This is a genomic window from bacterium (assembly GCA_020440705.1).
GTDB lineage: Bacteria > Krumholzibacteriota > Krumholzibacteriia > LZORAL124-64-63 > LZORAL124-64-63 > JAGRNP01.
Map to the genome: position 1 here is coordinate 13,746 of JAGRNP010000007.1, position 22,684 is coordinate 36,429.

19 protein-coding genes and 1 pseudogene are annotated in these 22,684 nt (G+C 71.1%); 10 read left to right on the forward strand and 10 right to left on the reverse strand.

The annotated features are described in order from the left end of the window. Nucleotides 1-23: 23 nt before the first annotated feature. From KDM41_02255 to KDM41_02285, 7 genes are all read right to left on the reverse strand, one after another. A complete protein-coding gene (locus KDM41_02255; protein ID MCB1182226.1) occupies nucleotides 24-1,928 on the reverse strand; it encodes a M2 family metallopeptidase in 1,905 nt (634 codons plus the stop codon). A 127-nt stretch (nucleotides 1,929-2,055) separates the two neighbouring features. Next, the gene (locus KDM41_02260) at nucleotides 2,056-3,912 is read right to left on the reverse strand and encodes a hypothetical protein (protein MCB1182227.1); all 1,857 of its coding nucleotides are present in this window, start codon (nucleotides 3,910-3,912) and stop codon (nucleotides 2,056-2,058) included. Nucleotides 3,913-4,023: 111 nt separating this feature from the next. Further along, complete coding sequence (locus KDM41_02265) at nucleotides 4,024-5,223, reverse strand: hypothetical protein (protein ID MCB1182228.1); 1,200 nt, start codon at nucleotides 5,221-5,223, stop codon at nucleotides 4,024-4,026. 9 nt (nucleotides 5,224-5,232) lie between these two features. After that, entirely contained in the window at nucleotides 5,233-5,469 is a 237-nt protein-coding gene (locus tag KDM41_02270; protein MCB1182229.1) for a hypothetical protein, read from the reverse strand. Further along, nucleotides 5,466-6,113: a TetR/AcrR family transcriptional regulator gene (locus KDM41_02275; protein MCB1182230.1), complete on the reverse strand. Its 648-nt coding sequence runs from the start codon at nucleotides 6,111-6,113 to the stop codon at nucleotides 5,466-5,468. The genes KDM41_02270 and KDM41_02275 overlap by 4 nt, the downstream gene beginning before the upstream one ends. 2 nt (nucleotides 6,114-6,115) lie before the next feature. Then, nucleotides 6,116-8,002: a hypothetical protein gene (locus tag KDM41_02280; protein ID MCB1182231.1), complete on the reverse strand. Its 1,887-nt coding sequence runs from the start codon at nucleotides 8,000-8,002 to the stop codon at nucleotides 6,116-6,118. 12 nt (nucleotides 8,003-8,014) lie between these two features. Next, nucleotides 8,015-8,995: a cytochrome c3 family protein gene (locus tag KDM41_02285; protein ID MCB1182232.1), complete on the reverse strand. Its 981-nt coding sequence runs from the start codon at nucleotides 8,993-8,995 to the stop codon at nucleotides 8,015-8,017. Between the two features lie 391 nt (nucleotides 8,996-9,386). On the opposite strand from KDM41_02285, the gene KDM41_02290 reads away from it, so the two are divergent. After that, complete coding sequence (locus tag KDM41_02290) at nucleotides 9,387-9,536, forward strand: hypothetical protein (GenBank protein ID MCB1182233.1); 150 nt, start codon at nucleotides 9,387-9,389, stop codon at nucleotides 9,534-9,536. Nucleotides 9,537-9,624: 88 nt separating this feature from the next. Here the strand turns inward: KDM41_02290 and mscL are convergent. The 3 genes and pseudogenes from mscL to KDM41_02305 all read right to left on the reverse strand — a co-directional run bounded on the left by mscL (nucleotide 9,625) and on the right by KDM41_02305 (nucleotide 12,214). Then, nucleotides 9,625-10,080 (reverse strand): annotated as a pseudogene (gene mscL / locus KDM41_02295) (large conductance mechanosensitive channel protein MscL). Nucleotides 10,081-10,243: 163 nt separating this feature from the next. Next, nucleotides 10,244-11,092 carry an ABC transporter substrate-binding protein gene (locus KDM41_02300; GenBank protein MCB1182234.1) on the reverse strand — a complete coding sequence of 283 codons (849 nt, stop codon included), beginning with the start codon at nucleotides 11,090-11,092 and terminating at the stop codon, nucleotides 10,244-10,246. Between the two features lie 78 nt (nucleotides 11,093-11,170). Further along, complete coding sequence (locus tag KDM41_02305) at nucleotides 11,171-12,214, reverse strand: hypothetical protein (GenBank protein ID MCB1182235.1); 1,044 nt, start codon at nucleotides 12,212-12,214, stop codon at nucleotides 11,171-11,173. 162 nt (nucleotides 12,215-12,376) lie between these two features. On the opposite strand from KDM41_02305, the gene KDM41_02310 reads away from it, so the two are divergent. The 9 genes from KDM41_02310 (at nucleotide 12,377) to KDM41_02350 (ending at nucleotide 22,619) form a co-directional block, all read left to right on the forward strand. Continuing rightward, nucleotides 12,377-13,528 (forward strand): hypothetical protein, encoded by a 1,152-nt coding sequence (locus KDM41_02310; protein ID MCB1182236.1) that lies wholly within the window; start codon nucleotides 12,377-12,379, stop codon nucleotides 13,526-13,528. Between the two features lie 35 nt (nucleotides 13,529-13,563). Continuing rightward, nucleotides 13,564-14,658, forward strand: a complete 1,095-nt coding sequence (locus tag KDM41_02315) for a glycosyltransferase family 9 protein (GenBank protein ID MCB1182237.1) — start codon at nucleotides 13,564-13,566, stop codon at nucleotides 14,656-14,658. Then, nucleotides 14,655-15,833 carry a glycosyltransferase gene (locus tag KDM41_02320; GenBank protein MCB1182238.1) on the forward strand — a complete coding sequence of 393 codons (1,179 nt, stop codon included), beginning with the start codon at nucleotides 14,655-14,657 and terminating at the stop codon, nucleotides 15,831-15,833. The genes KDM41_02315 and KDM41_02320 overlap by 4 nt, the downstream gene beginning before the upstream one ends. Next, entirely contained in the window at nucleotides 15,830-16,138 is a 309-nt protein-coding gene (locus KDM41_02325) for a hypothetical protein (GenBank protein MCB1182239.1), read from the forward strand. Before KDM41_02320 ends, KDM41_02325 begins: the two co-directional genes overlap by 4 nt. Nucleotides 16,139-16,221: 83 nt before the next feature. After that, complete coding sequence (locus KDM41_02330; GenBank protein MCB1182240.1) at nucleotides 16,222-17,385, forward strand: DUF1343 domain-containing protein; 1,164 nt, start codon at nucleotides 16,222-16,224, stop codon at nucleotides 17,383-17,385. Continuing rightward, nucleotides 17,378-19,075, forward strand: coding sequence for a phosphotransferase (locus KDM41_02335; protein MCB1182241.1), 1,698 nt, complete (start codon nucleotides 17,378-17,380; stop codon nucleotides 19,073-19,075). Before KDM41_02330 ends, KDM41_02335 begins: the two co-directional genes overlap by 8 nt. Nucleotides 19,076-19,180: 105 nt before the next feature. Further along, on the forward strand, nucleotides 19,181-20,767 hold the full coding sequence (gene malQ, locus KDM41_02340) for a 4-alpha-glucanotransferase (GenBank protein MCB1182242.1): 1,587 nt from the start codon (nucleotides 19,181-19,183) through the stop codon (nucleotides 20,765-20,767). After that, nucleotides 20,764-21,963 (forward strand): MFS transporter, encoded by a 1,200-nt coding sequence (locus tag KDM41_02345; protein MCB1182243.1) that lies wholly within the window; start codon nucleotides 20,764-20,766, stop codon nucleotides 21,961-21,963. Before malQ ends, KDM41_02345 begins: the two co-directional genes overlap by 4 nt. Continuing rightward, nucleotides 21,960-22,619: a YgjV family protein gene (locus tag KDM41_02350; GenBank protein MCB1182244.1), complete on the forward strand. Its 660-nt coding sequence runs from the start codon at nucleotides 21,960-21,962 to the stop codon at nucleotides 22,617-22,619. The genes KDM41_02345 and KDM41_02350 overlap by 4 nt, the downstream gene beginning before the upstream one ends. Nucleotides 22,620-22,684 lie beyond the last annotated feature (65 nt).

The following is a 22,684-nucleotide window of genomic DNA, read 5'->3' on the forward strand; positions in this document are numbered from 1 at the left end:
GGAACGAGTTCTTCGACAGCCGGCTAGAAGCCCACCGGACGCCCGGCGTTCCGTTCCTCCAGCCACGCCTGCAGGGGCGCGAAGTACTCGAGCATCGCGTCCGCCGACAACCCCTCGCCCGTGGCCTCCCGCATGACCCGCGACCAGTCCCGCGTGGCCCCGAGCCGCAGGATCGACTCCAGGTACAGCCCCACCGCCCGGTTGCCGTAGTAGTCGGCGGCGTGCACGTCGGCCTGCAGGATCTCGCGGCAGATGTACCGGTGCAGCTGGTGCAGGATGACCGTGCTCAGGGCGTAGTCGTAGTACTGGGCCGGATCGTCGATGACGTGGGTCTTCGTGGCGGGATCGCAGTGCTCCTCGCCGCGGGGCTCGGGCGGCGCGATGCCCTGGTGGCGGGCGGCCAGCTCCCACCAGCGCGTGTTGTAGAGGTGCCGCGGCAGGTCCTCCTCGTACAGGTCGTGCTCCCAGTGGGTCATGGTGCCGCAGGCGAAGGGCAGGAAGACCACCCCGCCGGTGAGCGCCTGCTCGAGCAGCCAGGCGATCTCGTCGGGTGTGTCTCCCGACGACCCGCCGGACGTTCCGCCGGACGTCCCGCCGGCCGCGACGAGGTCGAGCCGCGCCAGGTACGGCCGCTGGCTCGCCGCCAGCTCGATCAGCGAGCCGACCCCTTCGTGGAAGGCCCGGTTCGCGCCGCGGCGCAGCACCATGGGCACCTCGGGGCGGGCGTAGCTCAGGTAGTAGTAGACGTGGCCCAGCTCGTGGTGGGTCGTCTGGAACCACTCGAAGCCCGGCTCGATGCTCATCAGGGCGCGCACGTCCCGGTCGAGGTCGATGTGCCAGGCCGAGGCGTGGGTGTTCTTGCGCCGGGTCGCGTTGGCGGGCAGGGCGTAGAGGTCGCTGCGGGCCCAGAAGTTGGCGGGCAGGGGCTCGAAGCCCAGGGACAGGTAGAAGCGCTCGGCCTGTTCGACCAGCCACTGCGGTTCGGCGTCCCGCAGCAGGTCGCCCGTGTCGGCCGCGGGCACGAGCCCCGGCCAGCTCTGGCCCCAGCGGTTGCCCAGCCAGTGGGCGGGGATCAGGTCGGGCACCGGCTCGCCGTAGCGGGCGGCGAGCTCGTGGCGCACCCAGCAATGGAGCTGCTCGTAGAGGGGGCGCAGCGCCGCCAGGATCTCGTCCATCAGGGCCATCATCTCGGCGCTGGTCAGGCCGTAGTCGGCCACCTCGAGGCCGAAGAACGAGCTGAAGCCCATCTCGCGCGCGTTGGCGTTGCGCAGGCCCTGCAGTTTCTCGACCCCGTCCTTCAGCTTCGGCCCGACCGTCTTGCTGCAGTCCCAGGCGGCGCGGCGCAGGGCCGGGTCGCGGCTGTCGCGCAGGATGGCGTCGATCTCGTTGGGGGTCACGGGACGCGGGTCGGCGCCCGGTGCGCGCAGCACGTAGCGGAAGGCGTAGAGCGAATCGGTGAGCACGGCCTCGGTGGCGAGCATCTCCGCCACGCGGGCCGGCGCCGTGGCGGGCGCGTGGGCGGCCAGTTGCCAGGCCACCTCGATCTGGCGCTCCTGCAGCTCGGTCAGGCCGGGCAGGTCGCGGAAGAGGCGCAGCCGCTCGATGACGGCGCGGCTGCCGGTGAAGTCGGCGAGGGCGCGGTCGGCCTCGATGCGGGCCGCGGTGTGGGCGGCGGTGATGTCGGCGCCGGCGTTGAACTTGGCCCCTTCGGCGCGGGTCCAGGCGGCCTGGTAGGCCTCGTTGTAGGCGTCGAGGAAGGTCTGGGCCTCTTCGGGGCTGCCCGGCCGCACGGGGTCGGGCCGTTCGCCGCGCGCGGGGGCGGCGTCGGGCGCCGGCACCTCGTTGGGATCGTAGGTGAGCAGGAAGATGGTCACGAGGCCGGCGGCCAGGAGGGTCATGCCGATGCCGGCGACGGTGCGGGTCTGCATGGGGCGGCGCTCCGCGCTGGAGGGGATGTTCCACGTCTCGTCCGGACTCTGCCACACGGGCCGCGGACTGGCCAGCAAAAGGGGGGAGGGCCGTGGCCCTCCCCCCGGTCGTGCGCCGCGCGGGCGGCTAGTTGGTCGGCGTCACCTCGAGCGGGAAGTCGGCCGCGGCGACCCACTTGTGCGACAGCAGGCTGTCGTAGAAGAGGTTGTTCGAGCCGAACTTCAGGCTGTAGGCGTCGTAGCCCAGCATGTTCAGGTAGGCCGTGACCTGGCTGCTGGTCTGGCTGGTCCAGCAGTACACCACGACCGGCATGTCGGTCGGGATGTAGGCCAGCATCTGGTCGACGCCCATGCTGGCGCCCGGTGTGAACTGGAAGGCGCCCGGGATGTGACCGGGGACGCCGGCCGAGCCGGTGCCCAGGTAGTCGGCCTCACCGAAGTAGTTGATGATGAAGTAGTTGTCCAGGTTGTCCATGATGTCGGTGTAGCTGACCGCCTTCAGGCCGCCCGCGACCATGGCCGCCACCCGGTTCTCCACGACGGTCGCGGCCGTCTCGCCGGCCAGCGTCGGGTAGGCGTGGACCGTCAGGTCGCCGTTGTTGTCGGTGGTCTCGGGGTTGGTCAGCGTGTTGCCGATGTTGCTGTCCCACGAACCCGACAGCGTCGAGTTCCAGGAGCACATGCCGAAGCCCAGGGTGTAGACATCGCCGTAGCCCATCATCTCCAGGGCGATCTTGGCATGGCCGGCGGTCTGGCCGCTGTAGCAGGCCACGACGATGGGCTTGTCGGTCGGGATCGAGGTGCCCATGTCGTCCAGGATCGTCGCGAGGCTCGAGTTGTAGGCGCCGGGGATGTGGCCGGCGTCGTAGCTGGCCGCGCTGCGGATGTCGATGACGGTGTAGTTCTCGAGGTTGTCGTTCAGGTTCACGGCGCTGATGACGCCGGGACACTCGGTGCTGTTGACGTAGGCCGCGCCGGCCTCGGCCATGGTGCGGAAGGCCTCGGTGGGTTCGTAGCCGACGGTCATGGCGTAGTCGGCGGAGCCGGTCCAGTTGTGCGAGAGCAGGCTGCTGTGGAAGAGGGCATTGGCGCCGTTCTTCAGGCTGAACGCGTTGTAGCCCAGCATGTTCAGGTAGGCCGCGATCTGGCTGCTGGTCTGGCTCGTCCAGCAGTACACCACGATGGGGGTGCCGTCGCTGGGCAGGTTCTTCAGCATCTGGTCCGCGGCCAGGCTGGAGCCCGGCGTGAACTGGTAGGCGCCGGGAATGTGGCCCGGCACGCCGGCGCTGCCGGTGCCCAGGTAGTCGGCCTCGCCGAAGTAGTTGACGATGAAGTAGTTGTCGAGGTTGTCGCGGATGTCGGCGTAGCCGATGCCCTTGAAGCCGGCGGCCAGCATGGCGCGGGCGCGGGTCTCGACGATGGTGGCGGCGTCGCCGGTCAGCGTCGGGAAGGCGTGCTCGACCAGGTCGCCGTTGTTGTTGGTGGTCTCGGGGGTGGTCAGGGCGTCGCCGATGGCGTTGTCCCAGGAGGCCGACGTGGCCGGGCTCCACGAGGCCATGCCGAAGCCCAGCGTGTAGGTGTCGGTGTAGCCCATCATCTCCAGCGCGATCTTGGCGTGCCCGGCGCTCTGGCCGCTGTAGCAGGCCACGACCAGGGGCTTGTCCGTGGGGATCGTCGTGCCGACGTCGTCGAGGATCGTCGCCAGGCTCGAGTTGTAGGCGCCCGGGATGTGGCCGGCGAGGTACGCCGACGAGGCCCGGATGTCGATGACGGTGTAGTTGTCCAGGTTGTCGCGCAGGGACGTCGCCGAGATGACGCCCGGGCAGTCGGAGCTGTTCACGTAGGCGGCGCCCGCCGCGGCCATGGTCTCGAAGGCCGTCGCCTCTTCGCGCGGCGGGGTGATGGGATCGTCGCTGGAAGAGCAGCCGACGAGGGCCGTCAGGGCGATGATCACGAGCATGAGCCAGGTCCAGCGTTTCAGCATGGTATCTACTCTCCTGTTGCGGGCCTCGCGGCCCCGGGGTGGGGGGCGGCCGGGCTCGTCCGGCCACCCCATGTCGTCCCGGCCGGTGGCGCCCGGCCGGATCTCTTCGTGCTACTTCGCGGTCCGCGGCGGGATCACGATGCCGAGGTTGGCGTCGTGGTCCGGCAGCTGCGTCACGCCGTCGGGCAGGTACAGGTCGGACTCGCGCAGGTAGAAGCCCTGCGGCGAATCGGGAGTCTCGTGGCAGGCCGCCCCGCACGACGCGGCTCCCTCGGGGGTCCGGTCGGTGCGCCGCAGGATGTTGTGCGGCGAGGAGTACTGCCAGGTCGTGCGATCGAGATAACCCGTCAGGTCGGTCAGCCCCCAGTCCGCGAAGGTGCCCGGGTCGACCGGCGTGTGGCGCACGACCACGTAGTCGTACTCGCTGCGGTGCTCGCTGGGATTCCTGGCGATCTTGAACTGGATGACCGACGGCTCGATGTCGTACTTCTCGGTCGTCGCGGCCAGGTTGTGGCAGTTCGTGCAGTTCTTGTACGACTGGGAGTGGCACACCTGGCACTGCAGGTTGCGGCCCGAACCGGGGTCCACGTGCATGGCGTGGTACGAGATGGCCGTGAACGCCGCGGCGGACGTGTCGTGGCAGTTCTCGCAGCGCGGCATCGAGGCCACCTCGTAGCGGTGGTCGTAGTGGTCGCCGGTGTACTGGCCGTCACCGTGGATCTCGTCCTTGGTGTGGCAGAACTCGCACTTGTAGCCGCGGGTGCGGTGCACGTCGGGCTGGTTGCCCTCGAGCTCGCCCTTGTAGTCGGTGCCCACGCGGCTGCCGTGGCAGGCGGTGCACTGCTCGTTCATGTCGGGCGTGGCCCGGAAGCGGTGCGAGTAGTAGGAACCGATCTTGGGGAAGCCGCCGCCGACGCTGCTCGGCCGGCTGATGTGGCACTGGCCGCAGGTCGTGTGGCAGGTGGCGCACTTGCCTTCGAAACCCGCCTCGTAGCCCGAGCCCTCGAAGGTGCAGCGTCCCCGCGTCTCGACGGCCGCGATCTCGCCCCACAGGTTCGTGTGCAGGCTGTTGGCCGTGGCATTCACCTCGGACGCGTGGCAGCCCTGGCAGGCGGGGATCCCGCCCGCGGCGTCGAAGGCGCTGGGGTCGTGGATCATGCCCTCGTGGGCCTCGTCCTTGGTGTTGAACGTGTAGTCGGCGGCGCCGCCGTGGCAGGTCTGGCAGGACATCTGCCCGTGCACGGAGTTCAGGAACGCGTCGCCGTTGCTGCCGGTGATGATGACCTTTTCCCACGCTTCCAGCGCGGGCACTTCGCCGCCTCAGCCGTCCGACTTGTCGAAGATCGAGAAGTTGGACCTGGTGAAGTCCGCTTTCGCCGTGTCGCTGAGCGCCAGCTGCAGCTCCTCCTGGCTGCTGTGGCAGCCGAGGCAGGTCTTGTCGGTCACCGGCAGTCCGTTGCCGGGTCCCTCGACCACGTTGGCGGTGTCGTTGTCGCAGCCGACCAGCGCCAGCAGCGCCAGGACGGCCAGGACCACGAACAGGCAGGCACGCTTCATGTCATGCTCCCGGGTTGGGCCGCCTCGGGGGAGGGGCCGACGGAAAGGCCGCGGGCGAAGATCGGCACGTTGTTGCCGACCACGTCCCGCGACCGGAGGGTCGTGGCGTTGAGTTTGGTCCACACGCCGACGCACATGGCGCAGTCCATGACCATGCCGACGAAACAGCGCGCGGTGATGAGGGTGTCGACGGGCCGGACCTCGCCGGCGGCGATGCGCCGGTCGAGCTCCGAGCGGATGAACTCGATGATGGGCATGCGCACCTCGCGGAAGAGGACCGCGGCGGCCTGGTCGTTGGCGCGGCAGCAGCTGGCCATCAGCTGCAGCAGCTCCGGATCGCTGGTGGCGAAGCCGAGGATGTACTCGGCCACGCCCGTCAGCATCTCCTCGACCGTGCCGGTCGACCCGAGGACGTCGAGCTGCTCGCCGATGTCATGCTCGGCGGCCTTGGTCCGGACGACCTCCGCGTAGAGGTGCTCCTTGTTCTCGTAGTGCCGGTAGATGGCGGCCTCGGTCACGCCGCAGGCCCGCGCGATCGCCCGCACGGGGGTGCCGTTGTAGCCCTGCGAGGCGAAGAGATGCGTGGCCTGCTCGAGGATCATCCCCTTGCGGCTGGCCGGGCTGGTGTGGGAGGGAGCGTTCACGTCTAGAACCGTCCCGTCAGCGAGAGGCCGTACAGGTCGTGGATCGTGTTGTCCCAGCGGTGCTCGAAGAACTCGGCCCGGCGGTAGGTGGCGCCGACGCAGATGTCGTCGCGCACCCGGTAGCCGGCCCGCAGCAGGATCCGGTTGTGGTCCGACTGCAGCACGCCCAGTGCGGCTCCGGCGTCGCCCCGGTCCTCGTAGCGGATGCCTTCGTACATGGCTTCGCAGTGCAGCTTCGGGGTGATCTGGAGGTTCACGCCCGGCACCCAGCGCCAGGTGGTGGCGTCGACGTTCAGGGCGCCCATGCCGGCGTCCGGCGCGACGGCGTCGCCGGTCTCCATCTTCTCGGTGCCCACCGAGACGGTGCCGTTGAAGGTCAGGCGCGGCGACACGGTCCAGTTCACGGCGGCGAAGCCGCGGTTCACCCGGCGGCCGGTTTCGACCCCGGCGACGACGTCGTCGGTGATCGTCCGGTCGGTGTACTCGTGGCCGAGGTCGAGGCGCACCGCGGCGGCGGGCCGGGTCTGCAGGGCCAGGCGCCAGGCGATCTCGTCCCGGGTGGAGTCGTTCAGCCAGTAGCGGACAGCCGCATCGGCCCAGTCGCGGGCCTGCTCCCGCTGCCGCGTCGTCCAGCCGGCCCGCAGCTTCAGCAGCACGTTCCGCGAGAAGCGGTGCCGGCCCTTGAACTCGAGCCGGCTCTCGGTGCGGTCCTCGTCGGTCGTGAACGTGGTGCCGTCCAGGACGGTCTCCTGGCGGTTGCTGGTGCGCAGGCGGTAGGCCAGCTCGAGCCGCGTGGCCTTCAGGCCCGTGTGGGTGAGGGCCAGGCGGTAGTCCTGCCGGGTGCGGTCGCGGTCGACGATCTGCTGGGGAGCGGTGCCGTTGACCACGTCGGCGCGGGTCTCCGACGAGCTGAAGCGGGCGGCGGCCCGCAGCACCAGGTCGCGGCCCACCTGCTGGATGAGTCCGATCTGGCCGGCGTTGGCGGTCGTCTCGCCGCCGGGCGTGACGGCGTTGCCGCGCCAGGTCTCGGTCCCCTTGTTCTCGAGCTTCGCCAACGAACCATGGCCCAGGACCCGGCTGCCGGACGCGGCCTGCCACTGGACGCCGAGGGTGGCCCGGTAGCTGGTGCGGTCCTCGCTCCAGGTGTGGGAGTTGCCGAGACCCCGGTCGCCGTCCTGCACGCGCAGGGCGCCGTCCAGATCGACCGCGAGGGCGCGTCCGGCCCAGCCGACGCCCAGACCGATCTCGCGGTTGGTGAGGTTGCCGTAGCTCTTGACGCCGGGCACCGCGTCGCCGGTGGCCTGCCGCAGCAGGCTGCCGCGGTCGCCGTCCCGGTCGAGGCTGCGCAGGCCCAGGCGCACGGCGAAGGCGCCGGCCGGACGCCAGGCGAGGTCGACCTCGCCGCGTTTCCACTCGAGCAGGGGCACGCCCGGCAGGGCGGGCGGCGGCGGCGGGTTGCCGAAGAGGGCGTCCCGCATCTCGCTGTCGGTGTCGAAGAACTGGTGGAAGCGGGCCAGGCGGATGCGGTAGCCGAAGCGGCCGGGCACGAGGCCGGTGACGACGAGGTCGCCGCTGAGGCCCTCGCCGTCGGCGGTCGTGCCGGCGCCGCGCAGGGTGAGCAGATGGCCCGACGCCGCGGCCCGGCGCCACCCGAAGAGCAGGCTGCCGGATTTCTCCTCGCCCAGCTGCCAGTCCTCGGCCAGCTTCGCCGCGTCGCCGTAGGCGTCGAGCACCTGGAAGCCCAGGGTGGCGTGGTTCATGGTCCCGACGAGATCGCCGGCCGGCGCCCAGATGCGCGGCGCGGCCGCGGGCAGGTCGTCGTCCGCCAGGACGAGGGGCGCCGCCAGCAGCAGCGCGGCCAGGACCAGGTGGAAAGCTCGGTTCTTCATCGCGGTCCTCCCTTACTGGTCCAGGAACGTCGCGGAGACGTTCGAGCCGTGGATGCCGGAATGGCAGTCGGTGCAGCGGCCTTCGTCGCCGAGGACGAAGGTGCCGTGGGGCGGCACGCCGCTCGGCGTGCTCGCATGGCACTGGGTGCAGTCGTTGCTGTGCGTGACGGTGCCCAGGGCCCAGTCGTCGGCGCTGCCGAAGGCCACGTCGTAGTGGCACTGCAGGCAGAGGCCGTTGCCCTCGCCGAGCAGGAGCTTGTCGTGCTGCGAGCCGTGGGGGCGGTGGCAGACCGTGCACTCCTCGCCCTCGACGCCCTCGTGTTCGAACACCCACGGGCCGCTCATCTCCTGATGGCAGCCGAGGCAGACCGTATTGAGCCCGTCGAGGGCCACGGCGTCGAAGTCGGCGTGCGGGTCGTGGCAGTCGGTGCAGCCGATCTGGCCCTCGAGGGCCCGGTGCCGGAACGGGAGCCGGAAGTCGGCGGCCTGGTCGGCATGGCACTGGAGGCAGAACTCGGCGGGGTTGCGGAAGTCGGACCGGGGACGTGCGCGGCCCCCGAAGTGGACCTGGTCGGCGTGGCAGTCGGCGCAGCCGATTTCGGCGCCGGCGTGGGGACCGTCGGCCCAATGGGCGGCGTCGGTCGCGTGGCATTGGGTGCACATGGCGACCTTGAGGTCGGCCGCCATGGCGGCGAAGTCGTCGGCCCCGACGATGCCGCCCTCGCCGCCGGCTTCCACATGGGCGCTGCCCGGGCCGTGGCAGGCCTCGCAGGCCCCGGCCGCGGTGCCCGGGACCAGCAGGTTCCGACCGGGCGCGTGGGGGCTGTGGGCGTAGAACGCACCGATGTCGTCGTGACAGTCGAGGCACGTTCCGGCGCCGACGTACTGCCGTCCGTCGGTGCCCGGCAGGGAGTCGAGGTAGCCGGATCCGGCCAGGGCCGGGGTGGCGATCAGGATCGTCGCGACGATCCCGACCAGGGTGCGACGCCGCATGGGGCACCTCCCGTGGAGTAAACGTTCATTGACCGTCCCGGCCAACCGTAGGAACGGGCGCAGGGGCCCTCAAGATAATTTTTTAACAGAAACCGATATTTATTTAACATATAAAAAAGGTAGGAGAAATCGCGGAAAAGAGATTTCAGAAAGAAGATAAACCTATGGGATATCTAGGTTTTTGCGGGTGTCACGATAACGTCATGACGCTCGATGGGTTGCGGATGCGGAGTGATCGGCCCGGAATTCAGCGGGGGCAGAGGCCGGGGGCCCGGATCGGTTCGCGACGCCCGGGCTCCGTGCCGGGGGCCGATTGAAAAAAATCTTCCCGGGTGCTAGTCTCGTGGCGGACGCCCTTTCCGGGAGCGCCCCCGAACCGCGAGGAGCCGAATTGACCACACCGCGACCATCCGGCGAACAGGGGCCCCGTTTCGGCCATGGGCACCGCAAGCGCCCCCTGTGGGCCTGGGTGGTGCCGCTGCTGTTGGTGGTGGCCCTGATCGTCGCGCTGCCCCGGCTGGCGGGGTGGCTGGGCGGGTGAGGGAACCCCCGCGGGAGAGAGCACCGGGCAATGGAAAAGCCGCGGGGAAACCCCGCGGCTTCGTCGTTGCGGCCCGTCGGGAGGGCGGTCAGCTGACGTCCGAGGTGCAGAAGGCGCACTTCTTGGCCTCGAGCGGGATCTCGCTCAGGCAGTGCGGGCACTTCTTGGTCGTGGGCGCGGGAGCCGGCGCGGGCTCCTCCTTCTTCTTGGCCGCGTTCATGCCCTTGACCAGGATGAAGATCGCGAACGCCACGATGATGAAGCTGACGATCGTGTTGAAGAACGCACCGTAGTTGATGGTCACGGCGCCGGCCGCCTGGGCGTCGGCGAGGGAGGCGTAGGGCCCCGTGAGATCGGAAGACCTCTGTGTAGGGAAAGAGAGTAGATCTAGGTGGACGCCGTATCATTAAAAACAGAACGGCGGCATGATGACGTCGGCGACCAGCGACTTGACGATGGTGCCGAACGCGGCGCCGATGACGATACCGACCGCCATGTCGACGACGTTCCCGCGCATGGCGAATTCCTTGAATTCCTTCAGCATGATCTCCCCTTTCGGATGGCGAGTGTGAGCGAGCGCCCCCCCGAGCCGATCCCCTCGGCCCTGCGCAACGATTGTGCGGCGCGGTATACTGCAATGCGGGAGGGGGCGTGTCAAGGAAAAGGGCCCCGTGGCGGGGCCCTCCAGCCGGATGCCGGCGATCGCGTCAGCCGGCCACGAACTCCAGTTCCTTCACCTCGGGAATGAGGCCGGCCCGGTGGCCGCGGCCCAGCAGTTCACGGATCGCCGCGCGACCGCGGTCGCCGTAGTCCAGCGTCCAGTCGTTGACGTACATGCCCACGAACTCGTCGGCGAGGTCCATGCCCATGTCGCGGGCCCAGCCCAGGGCGTAGTCCAGGGCGGCCTTGCGGTTCTCGAGGCTGTAGCGGATCGAGCCGGTGAGGATGTCGGAGATGTCCTTCATCTTGTCGCCGTGCTTCTTGTGGATGGCGTTGCCGCCCAGGGGCAGGGGCCAGTCGTCGTGGCCCGTCGTCTCCCACCACCACCGGCCCAGGTTCAGGCACTCCTTCAGGCCGGCCTCGGCGTAGGTGAGCTGGCCCTCGTGGATGATCAGGCCGGCGGGAAACTCGCCTGCGGCCACCCGCGGGATGATCTCGTCGAAGGGCACATGCACCGGCTCGAACCTGCCGATGGCCAGCTGCAGCTCCAGGTAGGCCGAAGTCATCTTTCCGGGAATGGCGATGGTCATGCCCGTCAGGTCGGCCGGGGCGATCTGCTCGCGCGCCACGACCATGGGGCCGTAGCCGAAGCCCATGCTCGCGCCCGCCGGCAGCAGGGCGTACTTGTCCAGGACGTAGGCGTAGGCGTGGATGCTGATGGCGGTGATGTCCAGCTCGCCGCGGGTGGCCCGCTCGTTCAGGGTCTGGATGTCCTCCATCACGTGGGTGAACCGGTACGGGCCCGTGTCCATCTTGTCCTTGGCCAGGGCGTAGAACATGAACGCATCATCGGGGTCGGGGCTGTGGCCGAGGGTCAGATCGATGGTCCCGGACATGGGATCTCCTTCGGAGGACGACGGATGCCTGGATGGCAGGGGACGGGCGGACGCCGTCGGGCGCCCGCCCCGGATGCCCTAGCCGCGGCGCCGGGCCGCGGCGGCAATAACGATGATAATCAAAACGCCGCCGAACACAAAGGGCAGGACGCCGACGCCGCCACCCTCGCCCTTGCGGTCCGCCCCGGCGTCCGCCGCCGGCGTGCCGCGGGTGAAGACGTCCTCGGTGGTCGGGGCCGGACCGGCCTTGAACTGCAGGCGCAGTTCGAAATTGCGGTCGGCGTTCAGGGACGGGCCGGTGAAGCGGGCGAAGCCCGGCACGTCGGTGGCGCCCGCCTCGAGCTCGAGGGCCTCCACCTCGAGCCCCTCGGGCGCCGTCAGCAGGCTCCATTCGGCGATGTCCAGGCTGGCGCCCACGGGCACGATCAGGCCCTCGCGCCAGGGCACGGAGGCCTTGATCTGGATCTGGTTGCCGCCCGGGGTGAGCGGCACCGCGAGGGAGAGGCGGTCGCCGGTCAGGCGGGTGTCGATGGGCGTGGGCTCCGGACCGCGCCGGTAGGTGGCCTCGATCTGGGCCGCATCGCGGGGGAAGGCCACCCGGAAGGTGCCGTGGTCGTCGAACACCGTCTGCTGGGGCGCCCCGGTGTTCTCGACCTGGAGCATCATCTCCACGGCCAGCAGGCTTTCCTGGTGGCGCAGCACCACGTTCAGGCCGGTGATGCGCACGCCGTCGGTGCTCCTGGTCGTGTCGAAGACGTGCAGGGTTACCGGGCCGGCCGTCAGCTCGCGGCCGCGCTTGCTCCACCAGTAGGGCACGTCGTCCTTCCACACGGTGATGATGTACTGGCCCACGTCCTTGATGGGCACGCCCGGCGCCACGAACTCCGCACCCTTCGGCTCGAAGTCGAGGATCTCCAGGGGCCGGTTGCGGAGGTAGGCGATGGTCATGCGCGAGACCGGGGTCGGTTCGCCGGTGGTCGCGTTGACGATGGCGAAATCGAGGTCGGTCGGATCGCCCTGCACCGACTGGGCGGCCAGGGGACCGGCGCCGAGTGCGGCGAGGACGAGGACGAGAGCCGCGACGGCCGTCGGGCGGGTCTCAAAGCGGGGGTTCGAGGACATGGGATCCCTCCCGGAAATTAAAGCCAAGGCCCGCGTGCCGGTGGTCGATACCCGGAAGACCACCGCGCCGGATCGCCCCCGGCTGTGCTTGAGTCGGGGCGGATCATCCGGTAAATTGCACGCAGTCCCGCAACCCGGCGGTTGCATGATGAAAGGAACGTCATGGGCGAATGCCGGCACGACCTGATTAAACCCGGATCCGCGGGGGACCGCAAGCCCGGTCCGGGATGTGCGGACAGGTCCTGCAAGCGGGGGACCACGGCGCGGCTGGCGCTCCTGATCGTGCTCCTGGCGGCCGGAGCGGGCGCGGCGGGCGCCGCAGGTCCCGTGGCCACCGAGGTCTGGGAGTCGGAGAACCTCGAGCTCGACGCCCGCGGCTCGGTGCAGGTCACCATCGGCTACGGCCAGATTCCCGTGCGCCGCTGGACCCTCGTGGTCGACGGCGCCGACCGCAACTGCGACCTGAACGTGCGGCGCGTGCGGGACGGTTCGCTGCTCTACCAGGAGACCGACGGCCGGCGCCACATGGTGTCGGTGCCGTGGGGCGAGGGCGAGCAGATCAGCCTCGTCGTGACCAACCGCGACGCCCCGGCGGTGTTCGTGCTCAGCCTCGTGGGGCCGCCCCGCGACCAGGTGCACTTGGCCTACAGCTACCACGTGAACCGCGCGCTGGAGAAGTACGCCGACGGGCAGCGTCTGGACGCCGAGAGCGAGTGCCGCGACGCCCTCGCCGAGGATCCGGACGATGCGGTGGCGAAGGTGCTCCTGGCGGGCTTCCTGCGTGACAAGCACTTCTACGACCAGGCGACGGCCCTCAACGAGGAAGCCCTCGCCGCCGACCTTCCGGTGGGCATGCGCGAGGTGGCCGAGGGCCTGCGGCGCGACCTGATCCACCTGCGGGCGCCGCTGCCCCTGCCGGTGCAGAACGGCATGAACGAGATCGAGGACCTGCTCGAACGCGGGCAGGGCGCCGAGGCGCTCGGCCGGACCGACGGGCTGCTGGGCTCCGATCTGGAACTCGAGGCGGGCGCCCGCGGCCGGCTGCATCTGCTGCGCGGTCGGGCCCTGGCCCAGCTGGGCCGGAACTTCGAGGCCCTGGACGCCTATACGACCGCCACGCAGCTCGAGCGCGACCGCGGCTTCGAGGCCGTCGTCTCGTACCACATGGGCAGTCTCTTCATGGACATGGACAATCTGCCCCAGGCGCGGGGAGCCTTCGCCCGGGCGGTGCAGGCGGGCCTGCCGACCGGGCTGGACGTGCAGGCGCGCGAGCAGCTCCAGACCATCGAGAAGCGCCTGAAGAACACGCACTGACCGGCCGCCCGGCGCCCGAACGCGAGGACCGACCCGTGGAATTCCGTCCCGACTGCCTGCACTTCAAGGGCCACGTGCCGTGCCGCCCCCACAAGGAGCAGGGCGTGCACTGCGCCGACTGCCCCGCGTACCGCGAGCGCCGGGGTCGCATCCTGCTGATCAAGCTCGGGGCCGCCGGCGACGTCATCCGCACGACGCCGCTGCTGGCGCCCCTGCGCGCGGCCTATCCGGACCACGCCCTGACCTGGGTGACCGATTTCCCGGCCCTGGTGCCGGCGCAGGTCGACGATGTCGCGGCCCTGGACACCAGCACCGCGCTGTGGTTGCGGCAGACGCCGTTCGACCTGGTGATCAACCTGGACAAGGACCGGCAGGCCTGCGCCCTCGCGCGCGAGGTGACGGCGCCGGTGAAGTGGGGCTTCACCCTGGGCGACGACGGCCTGTGCCGGCCGATCACCGACGGGGTGCCCGCGGCCCAGGCGGCGGCCGCCCGCGCCAAGTTCGAGACCGGGCTCTTCGACGACGTCAACCGGGCCTGCACCCTGAGCTACCCCGCGGAGATCTTCGCCATCTGCGGTTTCGCCTTCGCCGGCGAGGAGTACGTGATCGATCGCCCCGTGCCGGCGCCCGCGTTCGACCTGCCCGCCGGCAGGGCGACCGTCGGCCTGAACACCGGCTGCGGCGGGCGCTGGACGAGCCGTCTGTGGCCGGAATCGTCGTGGGCCGACCTGGCGACGTCGCTGCGCGCCGCGGGGTACGCCGTGGTCCTGCTCGGGGGACCGGACGAGCACGCGAAGAACGCGCGCCTGGCGGCCACCACCGGGGCCTGCTATCCCGGCCATTTCCCCTTGCGCACCTTCATCGGCCTGGTCGACCGCTGCGACCTGGTGGTCACCGCGGTGACCATGGGCATGCACATCGCGCTGGGCCTGGGGAAGAAGCTGGTCCTGTTCAACAACATCTTCAATCCGCACGAGTTCGAGCTCTACGGGCGGGGCCGCGTCGTCGCGCCGCGCCAGGAGTGCACCTGCTTCTTCCAGCCGCGCTGCACCAACGCGAGCTTCTGCCTCGACACCCTGACGCCGGCCATGGCCCAGGCGGCGGTCGACGACCTGCTGGGGCCGGCGTGAAGCTCGCCTTCCTCGGGCCGGCGCCGCCCTTCCGCGGGGGCATCGTCACCTACTACGGCATGCTGGCGCGCACCCTGGTCGCGCGGGGGCACGAGGTCTTCTGGGCGTCGTTCCGCCGGCAGTACCCGAAGTTCCTCTTTCCGGGCACGGAGCAGGAGGGCGAGACGGCCGCCTGGCTCGACCATCCGGACGCGCCGCGCTTCGTGCCGTGGTCGCCCTGGAGCTGGTGGCGGACCTACCGCGACATCGCGGCGGCGGCCCCGCGGGCCGTGGTCATCAAGTACTGGATCCCCTTCTTCGCCCCGGGCTTCTTCGCCGTGACCCGGCTGCTGCGGACGCGCACCGACGTGCGCGTGGTGTACCTGCTGGACAACGTGATCCCCCACGAGAAGTACCCCTTCATGATGTTCCTCACGCGCCTCGCGCTGCGTCAGGGGCACGCCTTCATCGCCCAGAGCGACCAGGTGCGCCGTGATCTGCTGCAGGTGCTGCCGGACACGCCGCCCGCCGCGATCCACACCTCGCCGCACCCGGTCTACGACTTCGGCGTGCCGGGGCGGCCGCGCAAATCGCGGGCCGCGGCGCGGGCGGCCCTGGGCCTGCCCGCCGCCGCGCGCCTGGTGCTCTTCTTCGGCTTCATCAAGCCCTACAAGGGCGTCGTGCACCTGATCGACGCGGCGGGGCCGCTGCGCCGCGAGTTCGGCGACGGCCTGCGCGTGCTCGTGGTCGGGGACATCTACGGCGAGAAGCAGCCGTACCTCGACCGCATCGCGGCCTCGGGCGGCGCCGACATCATCGATCTCGTGGACGGATTCGTGCCCGATGCCGTGGTCGAGGACTACTTCCTGGCCGCCGACCTCGCCGTGCTGCCCTACGTCTCGGCCACCCAGAGCGGCATCGTCCAGATCGCCTACAACTACGATCTGCCGGTGGTGACCACCGACGTGGGCGGCCTGCCCGAGGTCGTGCGCGACGGCGAGACGGGCTACATCGTGCCGCCCGCCGACGGGGAGGCCCTGGCCGCGGCCATCGTCCGCTTCTTCCGCGAGGACCGTGCCGCCCCCTTCGCCGCGGCCGTCGCCCAGGAGAAGGCGAAGTACTCGTGGGACCGGATGGCCGCCACCGTCGAGGCCGCCGCAACCGGGGCCGCCCCCGCCCTGCGGGACGCGCCGTGAGCCGCGGGCCCACCCTCGCCGATCTGGTGGCCGCCCTCGACGCCGGCCGCATCGTGCCCCTGGCCGATGAGGACTGGCGCGATCTGCGCGCGTCGTTCACACTGGTCGACGACATCGACACGGGGTTGGGCGGGAGGATCCTCCTGGTCCGGCGCCCGCTGCCGCAGGGCCGGCGCAAGGGCTGGGCCCTCGTCGAGGAGCCGCGGCCGGGGGAGAAGGTGATCCGGCCCCTGGCCGACGAGGCCGGCGCCCGCGCGCTCATCGCCGATCGCCTCGCCGCCTACGAGCGCATGTGGGACGGCTGAGGCGGCTGCAAACCGGATTACTACAACTGATCCGGACCACTGACCGGGAGTCGGTATTCGTGAACGGGAACACGGGATCGGTGATGACGGGACTCGAGGTGCTGGCCGCCGGCGGGTTCGCCGCGCTGCGCGGGGCGCGCGTGGGGCTGGTGGTGCATCCGGCCTCGGTGGACCGCCACCTGCGGCCCACGACGCATCTCCTGCACGAGGCGGCGACCGTCGACCTCGTCGCGCTCTTCGGCCCGCAGCACGGCATCCTGGGCCAGACCCAGGACAACATGATCGAGTGGGAGGGCTTCACCGACCGGGCCACGGGCCTGCCGGTCTTCTCCCTCTACGGCGAGCACCGCAAACCCACGCCGGCGATGCTCGCGGGGCTCGACGTCCTCGTGGTCGACCTGCAGGACGTGGGCGCGCGCTACTACACCTTCATCTGGACCCTCCTGCACTGCCTCGAGGCCTGTGCCGAGGCCGGGGTGAAGGTGGTCGTGCTCGACCGGCCCAACCCCATCGGCGGCCGCCACACCGAGGGCACGGTGCTCGACCCGGAGTTCCGCAGCTTCGTGGGCCTCGCGCCGATCCCCATGCGCCACGGGCTGACCATCGGCGAGCTGGCCGGATTCTTCGTGTCATGGGCGGGGCTCGACGTGGAGCTCGAGGTGGTCTGGATGGACGGCTGGCGGCGCGACATGCACTTCGGCCGCACGGGCCTGCCCTGGGTGCTGCCCTCGCCCAACATGCCCACCCTCGAGACGGCCTTCGTGTACCCCGGGGGCTGCCTGCTGGAAGGGACGATCCTCAGCGAGGGGCGGGGCACCACGCGGCCCTTCGAGATCTTCGGCGCGCCCTGGATCGAACCCGGGACCCTGGCCGGCCTGATGACGCGCTGGGACCTGCCCGGCTGCCGCGTCCGGCCTCTGCATTTCGAGCCGACCTTCCACAAGTTCGCCGGCGAGACGTGCGGCGGCGTGCAGGTGCACATCACCGACCCGCTCGTCTTCGAACCCGTGGCCACCTACACCGCGGCCATCGGGGCCGCGCTGCAGGCCTGGCCCGACCGCTTCGCCTGGAAGCAGCCGCCCTACGAGTACGAGACGGTGAAGCGGCCCATCGACATCCTGGCCGGCGGCCCGCAGTGGCGCGAGCAGGTCGAGGCCGGGACGTCGCCGTGGAACATGAAGGCCGGCTGGCTCGGGCAGTTGCAGGCCTTCGCCGCGGCGAGCGCGCCGTTCCGTCACTATGACTGAGCCCGGCGCCCGCCTGCGCGGCATGGTCCTCGCCGCGGGCTACGGCACCCGCCTCGCGCCCCTGACCGACCACGTGCCCAAGCCCCTGCTGCCGGTCGACGGGCGGCCCCTGCTCGACCACGTGCTCGATGCGCTGCTGGCCGCGGGCTGCGACCGGATCGGCGTCAACACCCACCACCTCGGCCGTCAGGTGCGGGCGCACCTCGCCGCCCATCCCCGGGCGTCGCGGCTCGTGGCGTTCCCCGAAGCCGAGATCCTCGGCACCGGCGGCGCGCTGGCCAACGCCCGCGATTTCCTGGCGGACGCGGGCTGCATCCTGCTGCACAACGGCGACGTCCTCGCCGACCCGGACCTGGCCGGACTGGTGGCCGACCACCGGGCCAGCGGCGCGCTGGCGACCCTGCTGCTGGTCGACTGGCCGGCCGTCAACTCGGTGCGGCTCGTTTTTTTTTTCATGATGCGGCGACCACCGAGCTCTACCCTCTTTCCCGCCCCGGCGCTCTTCCGGTCTCGCCGCCCATCCCCGGGCATCGCGGCCCTCGACCCGGTCCTGCTCGACCGCATCGGTCCCGGCTTCTCCTCGCTCATCGCCCCGCTGGCGGCGGCCGTGGCGTCGGGCGACGGCGCGGTGCGCGGCTGGGCCCCGGCGGGTCTGGCCTGGAGCGACCTGGGCACGCCCGGCCGCTGGCTCGCCCACGTGGGTTCCGACACCCCGGACGGGGCGCCGGGCCTGGGCGTGCGGCGGATCACCGGCCACGGTTCGGACCGCCGCTTCTGGCGCCTGGCCGCGGCGGACTGGTCGGCCGTGGCCATGACCAGCCCGCCCGGCGACGACGAGCACGAGCGCTTCCTCGCCGCGGCGGCGTTCCTCGCCGCCCACGACCTCGGCCCGGCGGCGGTGCTCGCGGTCGACGATCCCGGGCGCACCGTCCTGCTGGAAGACCTCGGCCGCGACCCGCTGGGCGACCTGGCCCGGCGGGGACCGTTTCCGGACGAGGTCTACGGCCAGGCCGTCGACTGGCTCGTGCGCCTGCAGGCGATCACCCCGGCGGCGGGGGCCGTGTGCCCCACCGCCGTCGACCGGGTCCTGGACACGGCGGCCCTTCGCGACGAGACCGTCTACTTCGCCACCCGCTGTCTGGCCGGGCACTTCGGCCTGCCGGACGACGACATCGCCCCTCTCGCCGGCGGGTTCGACGCCCTCGCGGCGGCGGTCGGGGCCCTGCCGCAGGTCCTGATCCACCGCGATTTCCAGTCGGCGAACCTGCTCCTGCACGACGGGCGCGTGCGCCCGGTGGACTTCCAGGGACTGCGCCTCGGGCCGGTGGCCTACGACCTGGCCAGCCTGGTCTGGGATCCGTACGTGGACGTGCCGACGGCCGCGCGTCAACGGCTGGTGGCGCGTTTCGCCGCCGCGAAGGAGCTCGCACCGGACACGGCCGCGGCCATGACCACCCTCTGCGGGCTGCAGCGGGTGATGCAGGCCCTCGGCGCCTACGGCTTCCTCGGGCACGTGAAGGGACGCACCGGCTTCCTCGTCCACGTTCCGGGCGCGTGGAACCGGCTCCGGGCGCTGCTGGCCGAGGCCGCGACGCTGCGGGCCGCCGGGGATCCGGCCGTCGTCGACCTCGGCGTGCCGGACCTGTCCCGCCTGGCGGCCCTCGTCGCCGCCCACGATCCGGCTGCCTGACCCCCGCACCTGCGGTTCCTTTTGGCGGACCACCGCCCGCCATGGTATTTTGGCCCCTTTCCCGGGGCGGCCTTCCGCCGCCCGCATCGCCACCCGGAGGACCCGATGCCCACCGCGCCCCGCACCTTTCCCCGCACCAGCGGGATCCTGCTGCATCCGACCAGCCTGCCCGGCCCGGACGGCATCGGCGACGTGGGCCCCGCCGCCCGCGCCTTCGTCGACTGGCTCGCCGACCACGGCCAGGGCCTGTGGCAGGTGCTGCCCCTCGGCCCGACGAGCTACGGCGACTCGCCCTACCAGAGCCTGGGCGCCCTGGCGGGCAATCCGCTGCTGATCAGCTTCGCCGACCTCGTGGCCGACGGCCTGCTGACGAACGCCGATCTGGACGCACGGCCGGACCTCCCGGACGACCGGGTCGACTTCGGCGCGGTCATCGGCTGGAAGACCTCGCGCCTGGATCTGGCCTGGGCCCGCTTCCGCGACGGGGCTGCGCCGGCCGACCGCGCCGACTGGCACGACTGGTGCAGGGCGCAGGCGGCCTGGCTCGACGACTTCGCCCTCTTCGTGGCCCTCAAGGACGAACACGGGGGCGCACCGTGGTACGAGTGGGACGCGCCCCTGCGGGGGCGCGACGGCGCGGCCCTGGACGCCGCCCGCGCCCGCCTCGCCGACGCCGTCGACCGCCACCGCTTCGTGCAGTGGATCTTCGCGCGCCAGTGGGCGCGGCTGCGCAGCCACGCCAGCGAACGCGGCGTGCGCCTCATGGGCGACGTGCCCATCTTCGTGGCCCACGACAGCTGCGACGTGTGGGCGGCGCCGGAGAACTTCCTGCTCGACGCCCGCGGCCAGCCCACGGCCGTGGCCGGCGTGCCGCCCGACTACTTCAGCGCCACGGGCCAGCTGTGGGGCAACCCGCTCTACGACTGGGCGCGGCTGAAGGCCGACGGCTACGCCTGGTGGGTGCGGCGCCTGACCGCGGTGCTCGACCAGGTCGACCTGGTGCGCGTCGACCACTTCCGGGGCTTCGAGGCCTACTGGGAGGTGCCGGCCGACGCCGAGACCGCCGTCGGCGGCCGCTGGGTGAAGGGCCCGGGCGAGGACTTCTTCGGGGCCATGGCTGCGGCCCTGGGCGACGAACTGCCCATCGTGGCCGAGGACCTCGGCACCATCACGCCGGACGTGGTGCGCTTGCGCGAGGACCTCGGCCTGCCCGGCATGAAGGTGCTGCAGTACGCCTGGACGGCGCCGGACAACGCCTTCCTGCCCCACGAGCACACCCCGCACGCGGTGGTGTACACGGGCACCCACGACAACGACCCCACCGTGGGGTGGTGGCGGCATCTGGCCGACGGCCCCACGCGGGCGCTGGTGGCCGACTACGTGGGCGCCGACGTGCACGAGCCCCACTGGACGCTGATCCGGCTGGGCATGATGTCGCCGGCCCACACCTTCATCGCGCCCCTGCAGGACGTGCTGGGGCTGGGCCGCGAGGCCCGCATGAACCTGCCGGGCGAGGGGGCCGGCAACTGGAACTGGCGCCTGGCGCCCGGGGCCCTCGACGGGCCCGAGGGCGAGCGCCTCGCGCACCTGACCTGGCTGTACCGGCGCCGCCCGGACCAGACCGGCGCCGCGGTCCCCGAACACGGGCCCGCCGCCGACACCGCCGCTGCCGAACCGAAGGACCGCCCGTGAACCGATTCGCCCGCATCGATCCCGACTTCCGCCGCGTGCTGCTGGCCACCCTCTTCTTCGGGGCCGTGGCCGGGATCATCATGTCGACCCTGAACAACTACCTCGCCGACGTGCACGGCTTCGACGCCGGCCACCGCGGCTGGCTCGAGTTTCCGCGCGAGCTGCCGGGCTTCCTCATCTTCGCGGTGGTGGGCTTCCTGCTGACCCGCCTGCGCGAGAGCCGCATCGCGGCCCTGGCCATGATCGCCACGGCCATCGGCACCCTGGGCCTGGCCTACCTCTCGTCGACGACGTGGCTGCTGGTGGTCTTCATCGTGATCTGGTCCCTGGGCGACCACATCATCTTCGCCGTCGAAGGCCCCCTGGGCCTCAAGCTGGCGAGAGCCGGGGGCGAGGGGCGGCGTCTCGGCCAGCTGGGCGGGGCGCGGAACCTGGGCACGATCCTGGGCGTGTCCGGGGTGTGGCTGCTCGACCGGGCGCTGGGCGACCGCTACGACCTGTTCTACCTGCTGGCCGCGGCCTGCGGCGTGGCCGCCGGCGTCTTCTACCTGCGCCTGACCATCGGCCGGCAGGACCCGCCCTCTCGGCGTCTCGTGTACCGGCCCGAGTACCGGATCTTCTACGCCATCAGCGCCCTGTTCGGCATCCGCAAGCAGATCTTCCTGGTCTTCGGCACCTGGGTGCTGGTCTCGCTGCACGGGGTGCCGGTCTCGACCATCGCCCTGCTGTACTTCATCGCCTCGGCCCTGGGCGTGCTCATGCGGCCGCTGCTCGGCGACGTCATCGACTGGCTGGGCGAGCGCACGGTGCTCGCGGTGGACGAGCTGATGCTCATCGTGGTCTGCCTGGTGTACGCCTTCGCCTCGCACCTGCTGCCGGCGCCGTGGGACCTGCGGGTGCTGTACGGCGCCTACGTGCTCGACCACATCCTCTTCGCCCTGCGGGTGGCGCGCACCACGTACCTGAAGAAGATCGCCCGCGATCCGGCCGACATCACGCCGACCATCAGCCTCGGCATCACCATCGACCACGTGGTGGCCATGAGCCTGCCCGTGCTCTCGGGCTACATCTGGGAGCGCTGGGGCCACGAGTGGGTCTTCGTGCTGGCGGCGGCCATCGCCCTGGGCGGCTTCTTCATCTGCCTGCGCATCCGGGTGCCGGACCGCGCCGCGACGGGGGAGGCGCAGGCGGCATGAGTCTCGACTGGGTCGAAATCGTCGGCTACACCGGGTCGGTGCTCGTCGCCGTCTCCCTGATGATGAGTTCAGTGGTGCGCCTGCGCTGGATCAACCTCGTCGGCGCGGCCACCTTCGCCGTGTACGGCGGCCTGGTGGGGGCGTACCCGGTGCTGGCCCTGAACGGCTTCATCGCCGTGGTCGACGCCTGGTACCTGTGGAAGATGGGCCGCGAGCGCGACTGGCTCTCCCTGCTGCCGGTGCGCGACCCGGAGGACAGCTACCTGCGCGGCTTCCTCGACTTCCACGCCGACGACGTGGCGGCCTTCTTCCCGGACTTCCGTCTCGACGCCGTGGCCGATCCGCGCATCGCCTTCATCCTGCGCGACATGAACCCCGCCGGACTCGTGGTGTGGGAGGAGGGCGAGCGCGACGCGCTGATCCACCTGGACTACGTGCTGCCGCCCTACCGCGACCTGCGCTGCGCCCGCTTCTTCCTCGACCGCATGGCGCCCTCCTGGCGGGCGCAGGGGCTCGAGCGGGTGCTCAGCCCGGCCAGCGGGGCGGTCCACCGGGACTACCTGCGCCGCCTGGGCTTCGTGCCGGCCCTGCCGCAGGGCCTGACCCTCTTCGCCCGGGATCTGCAGGACGGCCCCCGGGGCCCCGCGGCGCCTTGAGACTGGCGCGGAACCCCTCCCTGAGCCATAATTGAGATGTTGAGAGGGGAGTTTCGGATCCCCCC